Origin of the sequence: Promicromonospora sp. NPDC050249, from assembly GCF_040656015.1 — a bacterium.
In the GTDB taxonomy this organism is placed as follows: domain Bacteria; phylum Actinomycetota; class Actinomycetes; order Actinomycetales; family Cellulomonadaceae; genus Promicromonospora.
The window spans coordinates 1-16426 of sequence record NZ_JBFAKY010000042.1; the positions used below are offsets into that span (position 1 = coordinate 1).

At 71.3% G+C, this 16426-nt stretch carries 17 protein-coding genes; 7 read left to right on the forward strand and 10 right to left on the reverse strand.

From position 1 onward, the window contains the following. Positions 1 to 122 precede the first annotated feature (122 nt). Positions 123 to 1637, reverse strand: a complete 1515-nt coding sequence (guaB, locus tag AB0I32_RS24050; protein ID WP_357510652.1) for an IMP dehydrogenase — start codon at positions 1635 to 1637, stop codon at positions 123 to 125. A 67-nt stretch (positions 1638 to 1704) separates the two neighbouring features. Next, positions 1705 to 2922, reverse strand: a complete 1218-nt coding sequence (locus tag AB0I32_RS24055; protein ID WP_357510654.1) for a MerR family transcriptional regulator — start codon at positions 2920 to 2922, stop codon at positions 1705 to 1707. Between the two features lie 190 nt (positions 2923 to 3112). On the opposite strand from AB0I32_RS24055, the gene AB0I32_RS24060 reads away from it, so the two are divergent. Continuing rightward, on the forward strand, positions 3113 to 3400 hold the full coding sequence (locus tag AB0I32_RS24060) for a WhiB family transcriptional regulator (protein WP_116673643.1): 288 nt from the start codon (positions 3113 to 3115) through the stop codon (positions 3398 to 3400). Between the two features lie 101 nt (positions 3401 to 3501). Here AB0I32_RS24060 and groES read toward each other — a convergent pair whose 3' ends face one another. After that, a complete protein-coding gene (gene groES, locus AB0I32_RS24065) occupies positions 3502 to 3798 on the reverse strand; it encodes a co-chaperone GroES (protein WP_116673642.1) in 297 nt (98 codons plus the stop codon). Between the two features lie 334 nt (positions 3799 to 4132). Here groES and AB0I32_RS24070 point away from each other — a divergent pair, with 334 nt between their 5' ends. Continuing rightward, entirely contained in the window at positions 4133 to 5401 is a 1269-nt protein-coding gene (locus tag AB0I32_RS24070; protein ID WP_357510656.1) for an SAM-dependent methyltransferase, read from the forward strand. Further along, complete coding sequence (locus AB0I32_RS24075; protein ID WP_357510658.1) at positions 5398 to 6573, forward strand: glutamate--cysteine ligase; 1176 nt, start codon at positions 5398 to 5400, stop codon at positions 6571 to 6573. The genes AB0I32_RS24070 and AB0I32_RS24075 overlap by 4 nt, the downstream gene beginning before the upstream one ends. A gap of 84 nt (positions 6574 to 6657) precedes the next feature. Here the strand turns inward: AB0I32_RS24075 and AB0I32_RS24080 are convergent, their stop codons facing one another. Then, positions 6658 to 7272, reverse strand: coding sequence for a malonic semialdehyde reductase (locus AB0I32_RS24080; RefSeq protein WP_357510660.1), 615 nt, complete (start codon positions 7270 to 7272; stop codon positions 6658 to 6660). Between the two features lie 112 nt (positions 7273 to 7384). Here AB0I32_RS24080 and tsaD point away from each other — a divergent pair, with 112 nt between their 5' ends. Continuing rightward, positions 7385 to 8428, forward strand: coding sequence for a tRNA (adenosine(37)-N6)-threonylcarbamoyltransferase complex transferase subunit TsaD (tsaD, locus tag AB0I32_RS24085; protein ID WP_357510662.1), 1044 nt, complete (start codon positions 7385 to 7387; stop codon positions 8426 to 8428). A gap of 35 nt (positions 8429 to 8463) precedes the next feature. Further along, positions 8464 to 9186, forward strand: a complete 723-nt coding sequence (locus AB0I32_RS24090; protein WP_357510664.1) for a hypothetical protein — start codon at positions 8464 to 8466, stop codon at positions 9184 to 9186. Positions 9187 to 9209: 23 nt separating this feature from the next. Here the strand turns inward: AB0I32_RS24090 and AB0I32_RS24095 are convergent, their stop codons facing one another. From AB0I32_RS24095 to AB0I32_RS24120, 6 genes are all read right to left on the reverse strand, one after another. Then, positions 9210 to 10079: a sulfurtransferase gene (locus AB0I32_RS24095; protein ID WP_357510666.1), complete on the reverse strand. Its 870-nt coding sequence runs from the start codon at positions 10077 to 10079 to the stop codon at positions 9210 to 9212. A gap of 102 nt (positions 10080 to 10181) precedes the next feature. Next, a complete protein-coding gene (gene rimI, locus AB0I32_RS24100) occupies positions 10182 to 10721 on the reverse strand; it encodes a ribosomal protein S18-alanine N-acetyltransferase (RefSeq protein ID WP_357510668.1) in 540 nt (179 codons plus the stop codon). Further along, positions 10718 to 11485, reverse strand: a complete 768-nt coding sequence (tsaB, locus tag AB0I32_RS24105; protein WP_357510669.1) for a tRNA (adenosine(37)-N6)-threonylcarbamoyltransferase complex dimerization subunit type 1 TsaB — start codon at positions 11483 to 11485, stop codon at positions 10718 to 10720. The genes rimI and tsaB overlap by 4 nt, the downstream gene beginning before the upstream one ends. 26 nt (positions 11486 to 11511) lie before the next feature. Beyond that, positions 11512 to 12084, reverse strand: coding sequence for a tRNA (adenosine(37)-N6)-threonylcarbamoyltransferase complex ATPase subunit type 1 TsaE (gene tsaE / locus AB0I32_RS24110; protein ID WP_357510671.1), 573 nt, complete (start codon positions 12082 to 12084; stop codon positions 11512 to 11514). Continuing rightward, complete coding sequence (gene alr / locus AB0I32_RS24115) at positions 12081 to 13316, reverse strand: alanine racemase (RefSeq protein ID WP_357510673.1); 1236 nt, start codon at positions 13314 to 13316, stop codon at positions 12081 to 12083. Before alr ends, tsaE begins: the two co-directional genes overlap by 4 nt. Next, the gene (locus tag AB0I32_RS24120; RefSeq protein ID WP_357510675.1) at positions 13313 to 14347 is read right to left on the reverse strand and encodes a pseudouridine synthase; all 1035 of its coding nucleotides are present in this window, start codon (positions 14345 to 14347) and stop codon (positions 13313 to 13315) included. The genes alr and AB0I32_RS24120 overlap by 4 nt, the downstream gene beginning before the upstream one ends. 170 nt (positions 14348 to 14517) lie before the next feature. On the opposite strand from AB0I32_RS24120, the gene AB0I32_RS24125 reads away from it, so the two are divergent. Next, a complete protein-coding gene (locus AB0I32_RS24125; RefSeq protein ID WP_357510677.1) occupies positions 14518 to 15852 on the forward strand; it encodes a dicarboxylate/amino acid:cation symporter in 1335 nt (444 codons plus the stop codon). A 39-nt stretch (positions 15853 to 15891) separates the two neighbouring features. Next, the gene (locus AB0I32_RS24130) at positions 15892 to 16374 is read left to right on the forward strand and encodes a glutathione peroxidase (RefSeq protein ID WP_357510679.1); all 483 of its coding nucleotides are present in this window, start codon (positions 15892 to 15894) and stop codon (positions 16372 to 16374) included. Positions 16375 to 16426 lie beyond the last annotated feature (52 nt).

Consider the following 16426-nt stretch of genomic DNA (forward strand, 5'->3'; position numbering starts at 1 on the left):
CGGACCGGCGGGCACGGGAGAGAGCCAGGCGGTAGATGGCCAGGTGTGCCCGCCCGGCGTCGGCCCACTCGCGGGCGCCGAGATCGGGGGTCGCCTGCTCTACTTCGCGGAACCCGGGCGGGTCAGAAGCCGCTGTAGTTCGGCGACTCGACGGTCATCTGCACGTCGTGCGGGTGGCTCTCCTTGAGCGACGCCGACGTGATGCGGATGAACTTGCCCTCTGCCTGCAGCTCCGGGACGGTGCGCGAGCCGGTGTAGAACATCGTCTGGTGCAGACCGCCGATGAGCTGGTGGGCCACGGTGGACAGCGGGCCCTTGTAGGCCACCTGACCCTCGATGCCCTCGGGCACGATCTTGTCGTCGCTCGTGACCTCGGCCTGGAAGTACCGGTCCTTGGAGTAGGACTTCTTGCCGCGCGAGGACATGGCGCCCATCGAGCCCATGCCGCGGTACGTCTTGAACTGCTTGCCGTTCACGAGCACCAGGTCACCCGGCGTCTCCTCGCAGCCCGCGAAGAGCGAGCCAAGCATCACGGTGTCGGCGCCGGCCACGAGGGCCTTGCCGATCTCGCCGGAGTGCTTGAGACCGCCGTCGGCGATGACCGGGACGCCCGCAGGCTTGCAGGCCAGCGACGCCTCGTAGACCGCGGTGATCTGCGGTACGCCGACGCCGGTCACGACGCGCGTCGTGCAGATGGAGCCCGGCCCGACGCCGACCTTCACCGCGTCGGCCCCGGCGTCGACGAACGCCTGGGCGCCCTGGCGGGTGGCGACGTTGCCGCCGATCACCTGGACGTCCTTGGTCGCTGGGTCGGTCTTGAGGCGCTTGACCATGTCGATCAGCATGCGGACGTTGCCGTGCGCGGTGTCCGCGACGAGCACGTCGACGCCTGCCTCGATGAGCGCGGTCGCGCGCTGCCACGCGTCGCCGAAGTAGCCGATCGCCGCGCCCACCATGAGGCGGCCCTGGCCGTCCTTCGACGACTGGGGGAACTGCTCGGACTTCACGAAGTCCTTGACGGTGATGAGGCCGGTGATGCGGCCGTCGGGGTCGATCAGCGGGAGCCGCTCCAGCTTGTGCTTGCGCAGCAACAGCGTGGCGTCGTCGCGCGAGATACCGGCGGGGCCGGTGATCAGCGGCTGGGGCGTCATCACCTCGTCCACCTTGGTGGTGGCCCACTCGGCGACGGGCGTGAAGCGCAGGTCCCGGTTGGTGACCATGCCGATCAGCTTGTTGTCGGCGTCGACGACGGGGAAGCCCGAGATCCGGAACTGGCCCGCGAGGGTGTCGAGCTCCTCGAGCGTGGCATCCGGCCCGATCGTGACGGGGTTCGTGATGATGCCCGTCTGCGTCCGCTTCACGAGGTCGACCTGCTGGGCCTGGTCCTCGATCGAGAGGTTGCGGTGCAGGACACCGAGGCCACCCTGGCGAGCCATGGCGATGGCCATCGCCGACTCGGTGACCGTGTCCATCGCCGCGGACAGCAGCGGAATCTTGAGCGAGATCTCGCGCGTCAGGCGAGAGGTCGTGTCGATGTCCGACGGCGCCAGGTCGGAGTAACCCGGCAGCAGCAGGACGTCGTCATAGGTGAGCCCGAGGAACCCGAACGGGTCGGCCGGCGAGGTCTGGTCCGTCATGCAGCAAGTCTACGACCGGTGCAGCCGCGGATCCTGGTCGGGCAGTGGTACCGGCCCGAGGCGTGCGTCACCTCGCCTTGATGACCGCCAGCACCTCGTGCAAGAGGCCGGTGAACGAGCGCACGCGCTGCACCGTCGGACCGAACGGCAGGTCCGTCGCCGCGGCGTCGGCCCGCAGGCCCACGAAGATCGGCAGGTCCGGATGGCTCTCGTTCACCGCGTGCACGACGTCGAGGTCGGGCTTGTTCTGGGTGGTGGCCAGGACCACCGCCGTCGGCCGGACCATGGTCACCAGCTCGACCGAACGGTGCGTGCTCGCGGGACCCGTGACGATCCGCGCCATCGCGCCCTGTGCGGCCAGCGCCGCGGCGAGCGCGTGCGCGGACAGCGGCACCACCTCGTCCGGCGCCGCGAACACGAGCACGATCTTGCGCATACGGCTGGGGTGGTTGGCCGGCGGGCCGCCCGCCTCGACCATCGCCCGCTCGAACTCCTCGGTGTAGTGGCGCAGCGCCCGGAGCGCGGCGGTCGCGAGCACCACCTCGGGCATCTCGCCCGGACCGGCGAGGACCGTGCGCTCGGACAGACGCAGCCACGCCGGCTCGACCAGCTCGGTCCACCACGTCGCCGGGTCCCCGTCGGGGCCGAGCACGAGCAGGTTGTCGCAGGCGGTCCTGCTGTAGGCGAGAGCGGCATCGACGAGGGCGGAGACGCGACCCGACGTCGGCGCCGCGGCCGAGGCCGACCGCGGTCCCGCCATGGCGGGGGCATCCCCACCCGTCGCGCCACCAGGGAGCGCTCGCAGGCGTGCCCTGCCGCGCGGTTCTTCCTTCGGCTCGCCCCTCGGCGGCGGGGTCGGGTCCTCGCCGTCCTCCTCACCGGGCTCGGCGGGCGCCTGGAGGGTTCCGACGAACGTCTCGGCGAACTCCTCCGGCTCGGCGCCGTCCAGGTCGCCCTCCACCTGCACGGCAGGCAGCGCGGGCGCCGACCGGGTGGCGACCTCGAGCTCAGCGTCCCCTGCCTCGACAGCGGCCCGCGCGGCGTCCACCGGCGCGACGCCCTCGAGCGTCAGACGGCGCATCACCAGGAGGCGGGCGACGTCGTCCGGGGTATAGCGGCGGTGCGATCCAGCGGTCCGGCCCGAAGGGCCGAGCCCGTACCGGCGGTCCCACGTACGGAGGGTGGCTGGCGCCACCCCGAGACGTCTGGCCACTGCGGCGACGGCCAGTCCGGGGCTGGATGCACGTGACCCGCCCGAGCTCTCGGCAGGCCGCGAAGATGTCATGGACTCGATTCTGCCGACCTGGACCTCTACGCGCCACTGCGAAACCCGGCGTGCCGCCGATCTCGGTGGAATCCGGTTCAGATCGACGCAAAACCGGTCAGCCCTGGCGCGCTTACGGTGACCCGATTCGGGCCGGCCGTCCGAAAACTGCCCCTTGAACAACTTCTGCACAACTTGTAGGTTGTTCGACATGACGGAGATCTCGAGGCTTCCCGGTCCGGTAATGGAACTGTGGGAATGGCAGTACACGGGTGCGTGCCGCGACGCGGACGACACCCTGTTCTTCCACCCCGAGGGCGAGCGTGGGTCGACACGCCGCAGGCGCGCCGAGGCCGCCAAGGCGATCTGCCGCTCCTGCCCCGTGATGATGCAGTGCCGCGAGCAGTCGCTCCGCGTGCGCGAGCCGTACGGCGTGTGGGGTGGGCTCAGCGAGGACGAGCGCTCGGCCATCCTCGCCGGCAAGTCCGTCTCCGCCTGACCCCGTCTCCGCCTCACCCGACCTCCGCCTGATCCAGGCACGAGAAGGGCCCCGCACCTCTCGGTGCGGGGCCCTCGTCGTCTACCTGGGGTGAGCTGGAGTCAGCTCACGACCACGGCGAGGATGTCGCGGGCGGAGAGCACCAGGTACTCCTCACCCGCGTACTTGACCTCGGTGCCGCCGTACTTGGAGTAGATCACCTTGTCACCGACGGCGACGTCCAGCGGCACACGGTTGCCGTTGTCGTCGATGCGGCCCTGGCCAACGGCCAGAACCTCGCCCTCCTGGGGCTTCTCCTTGGCGGTGTCCGGGATGACCAGGCCGGAAGCGGTCGTGGTCTCGGCTTCGAGAGCCTTGACGACGATCCGGTCCTCGAGCGGCTTGATGGGGACCGACACGTCGGACCTCCTCTTTCGTGAGCGGATCGAGAGATCAGCTGCGTGATGGGCGTAAGTGGCTCGAACGTTCGACCGTCCGCCGTCGTCGCGGGTGCCGGCGGGCACGAACGTCTGGGTTCTCCTCCGCGGGCCCGTGGACCGGGTTCCCGCGGCGGTGAACAACCCCAAATCTAGGTCGGTGCTAGCACTCGGTCAAGGCGAGTGCCAATCGGGTGGAGTGGCTCACACTCTGCGGGGCCGACGCGCCGCCGCCACACCGGAATCTCGCCATCTCTACGAAAAGGTTGCGTCGCGCCGCTCGTCACGACCAGGACAAACGTGGAAAGATCTTCCCATGGATGCGGCGATTCTGAGCAAACTGCTCAGCCCCGACGGCTGGGCCTTGCTTGGCGCCCTCCCGCCCTATGACGAGCGACAGGCGATGAAGACCGTGACCGCGCTGCGGGCCAGGGGCGTCGCGCCGGACCTCGCGGCCGCGGTGGTCACCCAGTCCAGGCTCCGCACGCGGGCCCGGGCCAAGTTCGGTGACTTCGCCGACGGGATGCTCTTCACCCCCGACGGCCTGGAGCAGGCGACCCGGCTCCTCGTCGCCGCTCTGCACGCCCGCCGGTACCTCGACGCCGGCGTCTCCGTCCTCGCCGACCTCACCTGCGGCATCGGTGCCGACTCGCTCGCGTTCGCGGGGACGGGCCTGCGGGTGGTCGCCACCGATCTGGACGAGTGCACCGCCGCGATCGCGCAGTGGAACCTGCGCCACTTCCCCGAGGCGGACGTGCGGCACGCCGACGGGCTCGGACTCGACCTGCGCGCCGAGGGCATCGAGGGCGTCTACGCCGACCCTGCCCGCCGGGTGAGCGGCGGCTCGGGCGCGCGCAGCAGGCGGGTCTTCGACCCACGGGCCTACGAACCCCCGCTCGACACCGTCTGGGCGCTGCGTGAGACAGTGCCCGCCGTGGGCATCAAGGTGGGCCCGGGCATCCCGCACGACGGCCTGCCCGACGACGCCGAGACCCAGTGGGTCTCCGTCAACGGCGACGTGGTCGAGGCCGGCCTCTGGTTCGGGCCGCTGGCCCTCGACGGCCCCGGGCGGTCGGCGCTCGTGCTGCGCACCTTCACCGACGACGACGGCAAGGAGCACACGCTGAGCCGCACGGTCCGCGGCGCCGACGTCGTGCCGGACGTCGGCGGCGTCGGACAGTACCTGTACGAGCCCGACGGGGCGGTCATCCGCGCGGGTCTTGTCGGCCAGGCGGCCGCCGAGCTGGGCGGACGCCTCGTCGACCCGACCATCGCGTACGTCACCACGGACAGTCCTGCCGAGCTGCCGGCGGCCCGGCCCACGGACTCGGTAGGGGCACCGGCACCGATAGCCACCGGCTACCGGGTGCTGGACACCATGCCGTTCGGCCTGAAGCGGCTCAAGGCGTACCTGCGAGACCGCGACGTCGGACGCCTCACGATCAAGAAGCGCGGCACCGCGGTGGTGCCTGAACAACTTCGCAAGCAGCTCGTGCTCACCGGGACCGAGGAGGCGACGATCGTGCTCACACGCGTGGCAGGCAACCAACAGGTACTTCTCGTCGAACCACTGGGACCCGTATGAGCTCGCCGGCCCGGCTCGGATTCGGCGAGTCCCCCCGCTCCACCGTGGGCCTCGAGTGGGAGATCGGGCTGATCCGGTCCGACACGGCCGACCTCTCCCAGTCAGGCCCGGAGGTGCTCGAGGCGCTCGCACGCACCGCCGTCGAACCGCGGGGCGGCTCGGCGAGCTATGCCCCGCACGTGGCCGGCGAGTTCATGAAGAACACCATCGAGCTCGTGACCGGCGTCTGTCGGACCGTCGCGAGCGCGGGGGCGGACCTCGACCGCCTCCTCGACCGGGTCCGGACGGTGACCGACCCGCTCGGCCTCGACCTGATGGGTGGCGGGACGCACCCGTTCGCACGGGCCGCCGACCAGCAGGTCGGCGAGAAGGAGCGCTACTCCCGGATCATGGAGCGCACCGGCGTCTGGGGCGCGCAGCTGATCATCTGGGGGCTGCACGTCCACGTCGGGGTCGAGCACCGGGACAAGGCGCTGCCGCTGATGCGCGCGATGCTCACCTACTTCCCGCACCTGCAGGCGCTCTCGGCCGGGTCGCCGTACTGGGCCGGCCAGCACACCGGCTACGCGTCCAACAGGTCGCTGCTGTTCCAGCAGATTCCCAGCTCAGGACTGCCGGTCCCGTTCGAGACCTGGCAGGAGCTCGAGGCGTACGCGGGCGACATGCTGCACGTCGGCGCGGTCGAGGCGTTCAACGAGGTCCACTGGGACGTGCGGCCCTCGCCGGCGTTCGGCACGCTCGAGGTGCGGGTCTGCGACGGTCCGACCAACCTGTCGGAGGCCCTCACCCTGGCGGCGCTGGTGCACTGCCTGGTCGAGCACCTGTCCACCCAGCTGGACCAGGGCAGGACCCTGCCAGTGCTGCCGCCCTGGTTCGTGCAGGAGAACAAGTTCCGCTCGGCCCGCTACGGCCTCGGCGCCACGGTGATCCTCGACGCCGAGGGCAACCAGGGGCCGATCGTCGACGCGATAGGCAAGCTGCTGGTCGAGCTGGAACCTGTCGCGCACCGGCTGGGTTGTTCGGCGGAGCTGGCGGGCGTCCGGGACATCGTCCGTGCCGGAGCGTCGTACCAGCGGCAGCAGGCGGTGGCCGCGGCGCACGACGGCGACCTGGTGCCGGTCGTGCGCTCGATGGTGGAGGAGATGCGAGCGGGCCACCCGCTGGCCCCCTGACCGACCCGCCGGTCGCTCATCCTCGGTGGTCGAGCTTGTCGAGACCCTCACCAGGTCCCGACACGCTCGACCAACAACGGGGCGTCAGACGACCTGGGAGACCTCGTCGAACTCGAGGCGCGGCGCGCGCGGGCGGGTGGTGTCCGCGCCCTCGGCGGCGCTTACGTTGACGACCAGGAAGCTCTTCCAGCCGCTCTCGGCGAAGAACTCGGCGTCGATCGCGTCGTAGTTCCCGTGCATCGGACCGGCGGCCAGGCCGGCGGCCCGCAGGCCGACGATGAGGTACCCGGCCTGGAGCAGGGCGCTCGTCCGTGCCGCCTCGGCGCGGGCCTCGGCGTCACCGGCGAACATCTCGCGCGCGCCCGGGATGTGCGGGACCAGCACGTCGAGCCGCTCGTGGAAGTCGGGGTCGGACGCGAGGACGAGGGTGACCGGCGCCTTCGCGATGCGCTCCTGGTTGCCCTCTGGCGCGTTGGCGACGAGGCGCTGCCGGGCCTCCGGCGTGCGGACGACGAGCACGCGCAGCGGGCTCGTGTTCATCATCGTCGGACCCCACTTGATGAGGTCGTACACGGCGGCGAGCTGCTCGTCGGTCACCTCGGACTCGGCGAAGGTCGTCACGGTGCGCGCCTCGCGGAACAGCCGGTCGGCGGTCGCGTCGTCGATGGCGAGGCCCGAAGCCTCAAGAATCTCGGTCATGTCGGTGCCAACAAGGTTGCCCCTGGCGATAGTTCCGACTTCAACTATGAAGCGGGACACACGCTCGGGCACCACCACCACGGCGCCACCGCGACCAATTAGGCTGGACCCCATGGCAGAACCCCTGGTGCTCGGCATCGAGACCTCCTGCGACGAGACCGGTGTCGCGCTGGTCCGCGGCAACGAGCTGCTGGTCGACGCCGTCGCCAGCTCGATGGAGGAGCACGCCCGCTACGGCGGCATCATTCCCGAGGTCGCCAGCCGCGCTCACCTCGAGGCGATGATCCCCACCATCCAGCGGGCGATCGGCGAGGCAGACGTCGATCTGTCCGAGGTCGACGCGATCGCCGTGACCGCCGGCCCGGGGCTCGTGGGGCCGCTCACCATCGGGGCGTCCGCCGCGAAGGCCCTCGCGATCGGGCTCAACAAGCCGCTCTACGGCGTGAACCACGTCATCGGGCACGCGTGCGTGGACCAGCTCGTCGACGGACCGCTGCCGGAACGTGCCATGGCGCTCGTGGTGAGCGGCGGCCACAGCTCGCTGCTCATGGTGAACGACATCGCCACCGACGTCACGGAGCTCGGCTCCACCCTGGACGACGCGGCGGGCGAGGCCTTCGACAAGGTCGGCCGCCTGCTGGGGCTGCCGTACCCCGGCGGCCCGCACATCGACCGGCTCGCGCGCGAGGGCGACCCGACGGCGATCCGCTTCCCGCGCGGCCTCACCGCCGCGAAGGACCAGGCCAAGCACGCCTACGACTTCTCGTTCTCCGGCCTCAAGACGGCGGTCGCCCGCTGGGTGGAGGCCCGCACCGACGCCGGCCAGCCCATCCCGGTGAACGACGTCGCCGCGTCGTTCGCCGAGGCGGTCGCCGACGTCCTCACCGCCAAGACCATCGCCGCCTGCCACAAGCACGACGTCGACACGCTGGTGATCGGCGGCGGGTTCTCGGCCAACAGCCAGCTGCGTGAGATGGCGGCCAAGCGCTGCGCCGAGGCCGGCATCGACCTGCGCATCCCGCCGATCCGGTACTGCACCGACAACGGCGCGATGATCGCGGCGCTCGGCTCGGCCGTCGTGGCCGCCGGAGTCGCCTCGAGCAGCCTCGACATCCCCGTGGACTCGTCGATGCCGCTCACGACCATCACCGTCTGACCGCGAGGCCTGTCCCTGGCCCTACGCTGCCTCCCGTGACCGCGAGAACCCTGGAGAAGCTCGAACCCGTCCCTGTCATCGAGACGGCGCGCCGCCTGCGCGACCGCATCGGAGCGCGGTTCCCCGACCGGGGTATCCACCGCGTCGCGCAGGAGCTCGTCTCCCTGACCGAGCAGGTGGCGGACACCTCCGCGGGGTCCCGCCGGCGCAGCCGCCTCGTGCGCACCGCGTCGCACACGGTCATCGGCATGGTGGTGCTCGTCGCGCTGGTCGCGTTCGGCTTCGCCGTCGAGGCCGCGTTCACCGAGGCCCCGGACAACGGCCTCGACTGGCTCCCGCTCATCGAGAGCGCGGTGAACGACATCGTGTTCGTCGCCATCGCCGTCGTGCTGCTCTACTCGTTCCCGGAGCGCGTCCAGCGGGCCGACCTGCTGGCCAAGCTGCACCGGCTGCGCTCCCTGGCGCACATCATCGACATGCACCAGCTCACCAAGGAGCCGGAGAGCCTCCGGGACGCCTTCGCGGGCGGGACCGACGGCGGCGACCGCGGCCTCACGCCCCAGCAGATCGAGTACTACCTGGAGTACTGCACCGAGCTCCTGTCCATGGTGAGCAAGGCCGCAGCGCTGTGCGCGGAGGAGTCCCAGGACGACATAGTGCTGAACACCGTGTCGACCATCGAGACGCTGACCATGGGCATGTCACGCAAGGTGTGGCAGAAGATCACGGTGCTCAGCGAGGAGCGCACGGCGTCGTAGGGCCTGAGGCCTGGCCGGCCCGGCTACGCGCCGGTCGCGACCTCCCGCGCCTGGTCGTTCGACCACTGCGACCAGGATCCCGGGTACAGCGCGGCGTCCACTCCGGCGACGGCGAGGGCGGCCACCTGGTGCGACGCCGTGACACCGGAGCCGCAGTACACGCCGACCCCGCCGTTGGCCGCGCCTGTCGAGACCCCCAGCTCCCCGAACCGCCGCTTCAGCTCCGCCGTCGACAGGAAGCGCCCGTCCGCGCGCAGGTTCTCGGTGGTCGGCGCGCTGGCCGCGCCGGGAATGTGCCCCGCCTGCGGGTCCACGGGCTCCACCTCGCCGCGGTAGCGCTCGGCGGCACGCGCGTCCAGGAGCACGCCCTCGCCGTCGGCCAGCGCGGCTGCCTCGTCCGCGTCGAGGACGGGCATCCCGCCCGGACGCGCGACGACGTCGCCCGGCTCGGCCGTCACCTCGCCCGGTTCGAGGGCGAACCCCTCCGCGTTCCAGGCGGCGAGCCCGCCGTCCAGGATGCGCACGCCGGCTACGCCGAAGTAGCGCAGGAGCCACCAGGCCCGGGCGGCCGACGTGCCGCCGACGGAGTCGTAGACGACGACGCGCGAGTCCGCCGAGACACCCCAGCTGCGCGCGGCCTGCTGGAACGCCGACGCCGAGGGCAGCGGGTGCCTCCCGGCAGCGGACGACGCGGGTGCGGCGAGCTCCGTCTCCAGGTCCACGTAGACGGCGCCCGGGATGTGGCCGGCGCGGTACTGGTCGTGACCGTCGGTCATCCCGAGCGCCCACCGGACGTCGAGCACCACAGGGCTGCCCTCTACCGGGTCAGTTCCCCCGCCGATCTGCAGATCGGCGGCCAGGCTCGCGGCGTCGACCAGAACTCGTTCCCTCATGCGGTGGCACTCCTCGTCGTCGGCTGTCGGTTCGTCGAGAACGGGGTTGTGTCCCTTCCGGACACCCGTAGGAACACAACCCCGTTCTCATCTCGGTGGGAATCAGGCCGCGTCGCCCGCCGCGTCGTCAGGAGTGTCCACGGGGGCGTCCTCAGGGGCGTTCCCGGCGGAGGCGAGGTCCAGGCGCATCGTGTAGGCGTCCATGTCCTCTGGCTGGTAGTAGCGCTTGCGCACGCCCAGGATCTCGAACCCGAAGTCCCGGTACATCTCGATGGCCGGCGCGTTGTCGACCCGGACCTCCAGCAGCACCGCCTCGGCCTTGACCTTGCGGGAGCGCTCGATCAGCGCGGTCAGGAGCTGTCGGCCGACCCCGTGCCGCTGCACGGCCGGGTCGACGCCGATGGTCATGACCTGCGTGACGTCACCGTCGAACCACAGGCCCGCGTAGCCGACGACGGGCTGGTCACCCGCGCGGTCGAGCCGCTCCGGCTCCGCCACGATGTACCAGCGGCCGAGGCCTGCGAGCTCGTCGGCGAGCATCCCGTAGGTCCAGGCACCCCGGCCGAAGAGCTGGCGCTCCAGCTCCAGGACCCGGTCGAAGTCGGCGTTGCGCAGCGGGCGCAGCCGCACCTCGGTGATCACGCGACGCCCCCGGCGGAACCGGTGGTCGAGCCCGGAACGGTGGTCGAGCCCGTCGAGACCCGCGCCGGCTCGTGCACGTCAGGTCGCCGGAGATACAGCGGCTCCGACGGCTGCTCCTCGCCGGCGTCACGGCGCACGAGAGCCAGCCGGGCCAGGACCGTCGCGTCGGGGACGAGGGGCGCGTCGTCGGCCACGGGCAGGAACTCCGGATAGAGCATCGCTCCCTCGCCGACCACGACGGGCAGCTGCCCGTCCGCCGTCCCGGGTGCGGCGAGCTGCGCCTGCGCGACGAAGCCCGCACGGTCGACGTCCGGCCCGGCCAGGCGCTCCACCACCGGAACGCCGTGCGGACCCTCGTGCGAGATCACGCGGTACCGGGCCCAGTAGACCTCCTTGCGGCGTGCGTCGGAGGTCGCGAGGATCTCCGTGCCCGGCCGCAGGCCGAGGTCGCTGACGGCCTGCACGGCCAGCGCGTCGAGGCTGGGCACACCGAGCACGGGGACGCCGATGGTCAGCGCGAGCGTGCGCGCCGTGACCAGCCCGACCCGCAGGCCGGTGAAGGGTGCGGGTCCCGTACCGGCGACGACGGCGGTCAGGCCGCTGGGCTCGACCCCTGCCTCGGCGAGGACCTCCTCGATCAGGGGCGCGAGCGACTCGGCGTGCCGCCGCCGCTCGTCCGAGGTCCGGGACGCGAGGCGCGTGCCGTCATCGGAGACGAGGGAGACGGCGACGGCTGCTGAGGTATCAAGAGCAAGAACGGCCACATGACCAGGGTACCGACCCAGCCGCGTCAGCTCAGCAGGGCGCCAAGGTCGATGCCGGCCCAGCGCTGCCCGACGGCGCGGATCGTCACCTTCCGCGTCCCTGCCTCCGGGTCCTCCTCCACGGACACCCCGGGGTCGAACGACGGCGCACCGCGCGGGCGCTCCAGGTCGATCTCCAGCCGGTCGTCCGCGAGCGCCTCTGCCAGGCCGCGACCCCACTCCACCACCGTCACGGAGTCCCCGAGGGACGAGTCGAGGTCGAGCGCGTCGAGCTCGCTCAGCCCGCCGAGCCGGTAGGCGTCGACGTGCACCAGGCCGGGGCCGCGCGTCCCGTCCTCCCGCGGCAGCGGCGGGTGCTCGCGCGCCACGATGAACGTGGGCGAGGCGACCTGGCCGCGTACGTGCAGGGTGGCGCCGATGCCCTGGGTCAGGGTGGTCTTTCCGGCGCCGAGGTCGCCCGTGAGGATCACCAGGTCCCCTGCGCGGAGCTGCCTGGCGAGGGCCGCGCCCAGTGCCCGTGTCGAGTCGGCGTCGGGCAGCTCCAGCGTCACCGCCTCCGACGTCGTGATGTCGCTCTGTCCTCCTGTTGCCCCGCTCACGCGGTCTCCCTTCCTGCGGTGCCCGCGTACACGCGGGGCACACGCGCCCCGAGGCGCGTGACGATCTCGTAGCTGATGGTGCCTCCTGCCTGTGCCCAGTCCTCCGCGTTCGGTGCGCCGGCGCGGGCGAGCCCGTCCGACGCCCCGAACAGGGTGACCACGTCTCCTGCCTGTTCCGGTGCGTAGGGGCCGAGGTCGAGGATCACCTGGTCCATGCACACCCGGCCGGCGATCCGCAGCACGCGGGCGGTGCCGAGCCCGGTACCGGGCGCCGCGACGTCGTCGACGCCGCCGCCGACCAGGACCGGGCCGCCGGGGCCGAGCGAGCCGCCCGAGGCGTGGCGGGGGATCCCGTCGCCGTACCCGAGCGGGACGACGCCGAGCACCGTGTCCTGCGTGGTGGTGTAGAAGTGGCCGTACGAGACGCCGTGGCCCGCCGGCACGCGTTTGACCGTGGCGAGCCGTGCCTCGAGCGTCATCGCGGGGCGCAGGCCGTAGTCGCCGGGCGCGCCCAGGTGCGGCACGGGCGACAGCCCGTAGACCGCGATCCCCGCGCGCACCAGGTCGTAGTGGGTGGACGGGTTCGTCAGGGTCGCCGCGGAGTTGGCGATGTGCCGCACCTCGATGGACATCCCGGCCGCCTCGGCGGCCCTGATCGCGTCCTCGAAGGCGTGGGTCTGCATCTTCACCGACGGGTGGTCGGGCTCGTCCGCGAGCGCGAAGTGCGACATGAGCCCGACGATCGCGAGCGGCCCCTCGGCCTGCAGTGCAGCTGCCCGGTCGAGCACTGCCGGCAGGTCCTCCGGCATGATCCCGTTGCGCCCCAGCCCGGTGTCGACCTTGAGGTGCACCCGGGCGGTCCGGCCGGCCGCGCGGGCGCCGTCGGCCACCTCGTCCAGTGCCCATGCGCCGGCGACGGCGATGTCGACGTCGTTCCTGATCAGGTCGGCGAACGGGGCGCCGGGTGCGTAGAGCCAGGTGAGGATCCGGGCCTCGGGTCCGACGACGGCGCGGACCGCCAGCGCCTCCGCGGCGTGTGCCGCGCCGAGCCACGTGGCGCCGCCCGCGAGCGCGGCCCGGGCCGCCGGCGCGAGGCCGTGCCCGTACGCGTCCGCCTTGACGACCGCCATGACCTGGGCGGTCGGGGCGGTCGTCCGCAGGGCGCGCACGTTGTCGCGGATCGCGTCCAGATCGACGACGGCGCGGGCGGGGTGGTCGGGGGCGGTGCTCATCGCACCGATTCTTGCACCTGGTGCCTCTCGGGGGATCCCCACTCGCTCAGGGTTCTGCGCGACTCGAAGCGGCGGAGCCGCCCGGACAGCGGGTCGGTGAGCTCGAGCGACCGGGACAGGAGCTGCAGCGGCCGGTCGAAGTCGTCGGGTTCGGTGTCGCGGAGCTCGGGCCAGAACGGGTCGTGCAGGATCGGCAGCCCGAGCGACGCCATGTGCAGCCTGAGCTGGTGGGTCTTGCCGGTGTGCGGTTCCAGGCGGTAAAGACCCAGGCCACGCGCTTTGTCGACCGCAGAGAGGGTGATCAGGGACTCGGTGTTCGGCTCGCCGGGCACCTCCTCGGCCCTGGTGACGCCGCGCCGCTTCACCATGCGGCTGCGCAGCGTGACGGGCTCACCCCGGGCGACCAGGGCGGCGTCGGGCACAGCGCCGTCCGCCGGCACGAGCGGGGCCACGGCCTCGTAGACCTTGCGCACCTCGCGGCGGGCGAACGCCTCCTGGTACGCGCCGCGCACCTCCGGTCGCACCGTGAGGACCAGCACACCCGCGGTGCCGCGGTCGAGCCGGTGCGCCGGCGAGAGCTCCGGCAGGTCCAGGGCGACCCGGAGCCGGACCAGGGCGGTCTCCCGGATCCACCGCCCGCGCGGCATCGTGGCGAGGAAGTGTGGCTTGTCGACGACGAGCAGGTTCTCGTCGCGGTGCAGCACCTCCGGCTCGAACGGGATCTTGTCCTCGTGCGCCGGCGGGTCGCGGTACAGGTAGAGAAAGCCGCGCGGCTCGTACGGGGTCGTCGGGGTGAGCGGCTCACCGCTGCCGGTGACGATCTCGCCCAGGCCCAGCTTCTCGCGCAGGCGCACCTCGTCGTCGCGGAACCGGTCCAGGAGGTAGTCGAGCGCGCACGGGAACCGCGCGACCACCTCCGGGTCGTGCGGCAGCACTATCCGGGTCGGGTTGAGCCCGTCCCGCACCGGCAGCGGCGGGCGGTGCTTGCTGGGGCCGGACCTGCGTCCGGTGCCCGAGGGCGGGTGGCTCACGCCGTCAACCTAACCCCGCACGACCTGCGGTCATCATCCCGAAACATTTGTGCCAGAACCCGTCGAAGTTGAAACAGGAATGCAACGCGCAGTCCTCACCGGCCTAACGGCGCCCACCTAGTTTCGCAGCAGAGCCGCGCGGTCGTGCGGCACATGACACCGGAGGAACCGTGAAGGCCCTGAAGAACCCTGCCCTGCAGATCGGCATCGCCGCCGTCGCCGGAATCGCCTTCGGGCTCCTCGTCGGCGAGTGGGCGAGCAACCTGAAGTTCGTCGGCGACCTCTTCATCCGGCTCATCCAGATGTCGATAGTGCCGCTCGTCATGGCCTCGGTGATCGTCGCGACGGGATCCATGAGCGGCAAGGGCGCCGGCGGTCTCGCCGCCAGGACCTTCGGCTGGATGATCTCCTTCTCCGTCGTCGCCGCGCTGCTCGCCTGGGGCCTGAGCAGCCTCCTGCGCCCCGGGGCCGGCATGGTGTTCGACGGCGAGCTCGACCCCGCACTCACGCCGCCCGAACCGACGAGCTGGCAGGACACCGTCCTCGGCTTCGTGTCGACGAACATCTTCGAGGCCATGTCGACGGCGACCATGGTGCCGATCATCGTCTTCTCGCTGCTGTTCGGCGCCGCGCTCAACGCGTACATCGCCCGGACCGGCAACCGGCTCGTGCTCGGGTTCTTCGACCAGCTCCAGCAGATCGTCCTCACGATGATCCGGTTCGTCATGCACATCGCGCCCGTCGGAGTGTTCTGCCTGCTCGCGGCGCTCGCGGGCGACGTCGGGTTCGCCGTCGTGACGACAGCACTGAGCTACCTCGGGACCACCCTGCTCGGCGTGGTCGTCCTCCTGGTCCTGTTCGTCACCGTCGTCACGCTGCGCACGCGCCTGAGCCCGTGGCGCCTGCCGCGCAAGCTCGCGGAGCAGACGGCGATAGCGGTCACGACCACGAGCTCGGCGGTCACCTACCCGACGGTGCTGCGCAACGCCGTCGAGAAGGTCGGCATCAGCAAGCGCGTCGCGAGCTTCACCCTGTCGGTAGGCCTGACGATGGGTTCCTACGGAGCCGTCCTCAACTACATGATCGTCGTGATGTTCCTCGCCCAGGCGGGCGACGTCACCCTGTCGCCGGGACAGCTGGTCCTCGGCATGGCGCTCGCCGTGCTCCTCAACATGGGCACCATCACGGTGCCGGGCGGCTTCCCGGTGGTCGCGATGTTCCTCGCGACGTCGCTCGGCCTCCCGCTCGAGGCGGTGGGGCTGCTCATCGCGGTGGACTGGTTCACGGGCATCTTCCGGACGTTCCTCAACGTCAACGGCGACACGCTCGTCGCGATGCTCGTCGCGAACGCGAGCGGCGAGATCGACCGCGACGTCTACGACGAGCGGAAGACGGTCGCGGAGAGCAACGCCTCCGTCGACAGCGATGACGATGACGATGACGACGACGAGCCGAACGCCGATGAGTCGTACGCCACAGCAGCGCCGGCGAACCAGCCCGTCTGAAACCTTGCAGTGAGTGCAACAAAGATGGACGATGCGGGAATGGACCTCTACGACATCCCCTTCCACACGATGGACGGCACCGAGATCTCGCTGGCCGAGCACAAGGACGACGTGGTGCTCGTGGTGAACGTGGCCTCGCGGTGCGGTCTGGCGCCGCAGTACGCGACCCTGGAGGAGCTGCAGAAGAAGTACCAGGACCGGGGGTTCACGGTGCTGGGCTTCCCCAGCAACCAGTTCCTGCAGGAACTGAGCTCGAACGAGAAGATCGCCGAGTTCTGCTCCATGACGTACGGCGTCACGTTCCCTGTGCTCGACAAGATCCGGCTGAACGGACGGAACGCTCACCCGCTCTATGTCGAGCTCAAGAAGGCGGAGGACGCCGAAGGGCACTCCGGCAAGATCCGGTGGAACTTCGAGAAGTTCCTGGTCCTGCCCGGCGGCGACGTGCGCCGCTACTCACCGAAGACGCTGCCGGACGACCCGGCGATCATCGGCGAGATCGAGGCGCACCTGCCGCGCTGAGGCTCAGGAGGCCGCCGCCGAGGAGGCGGCAGCCTCCTTCCTCAGTTCTCAC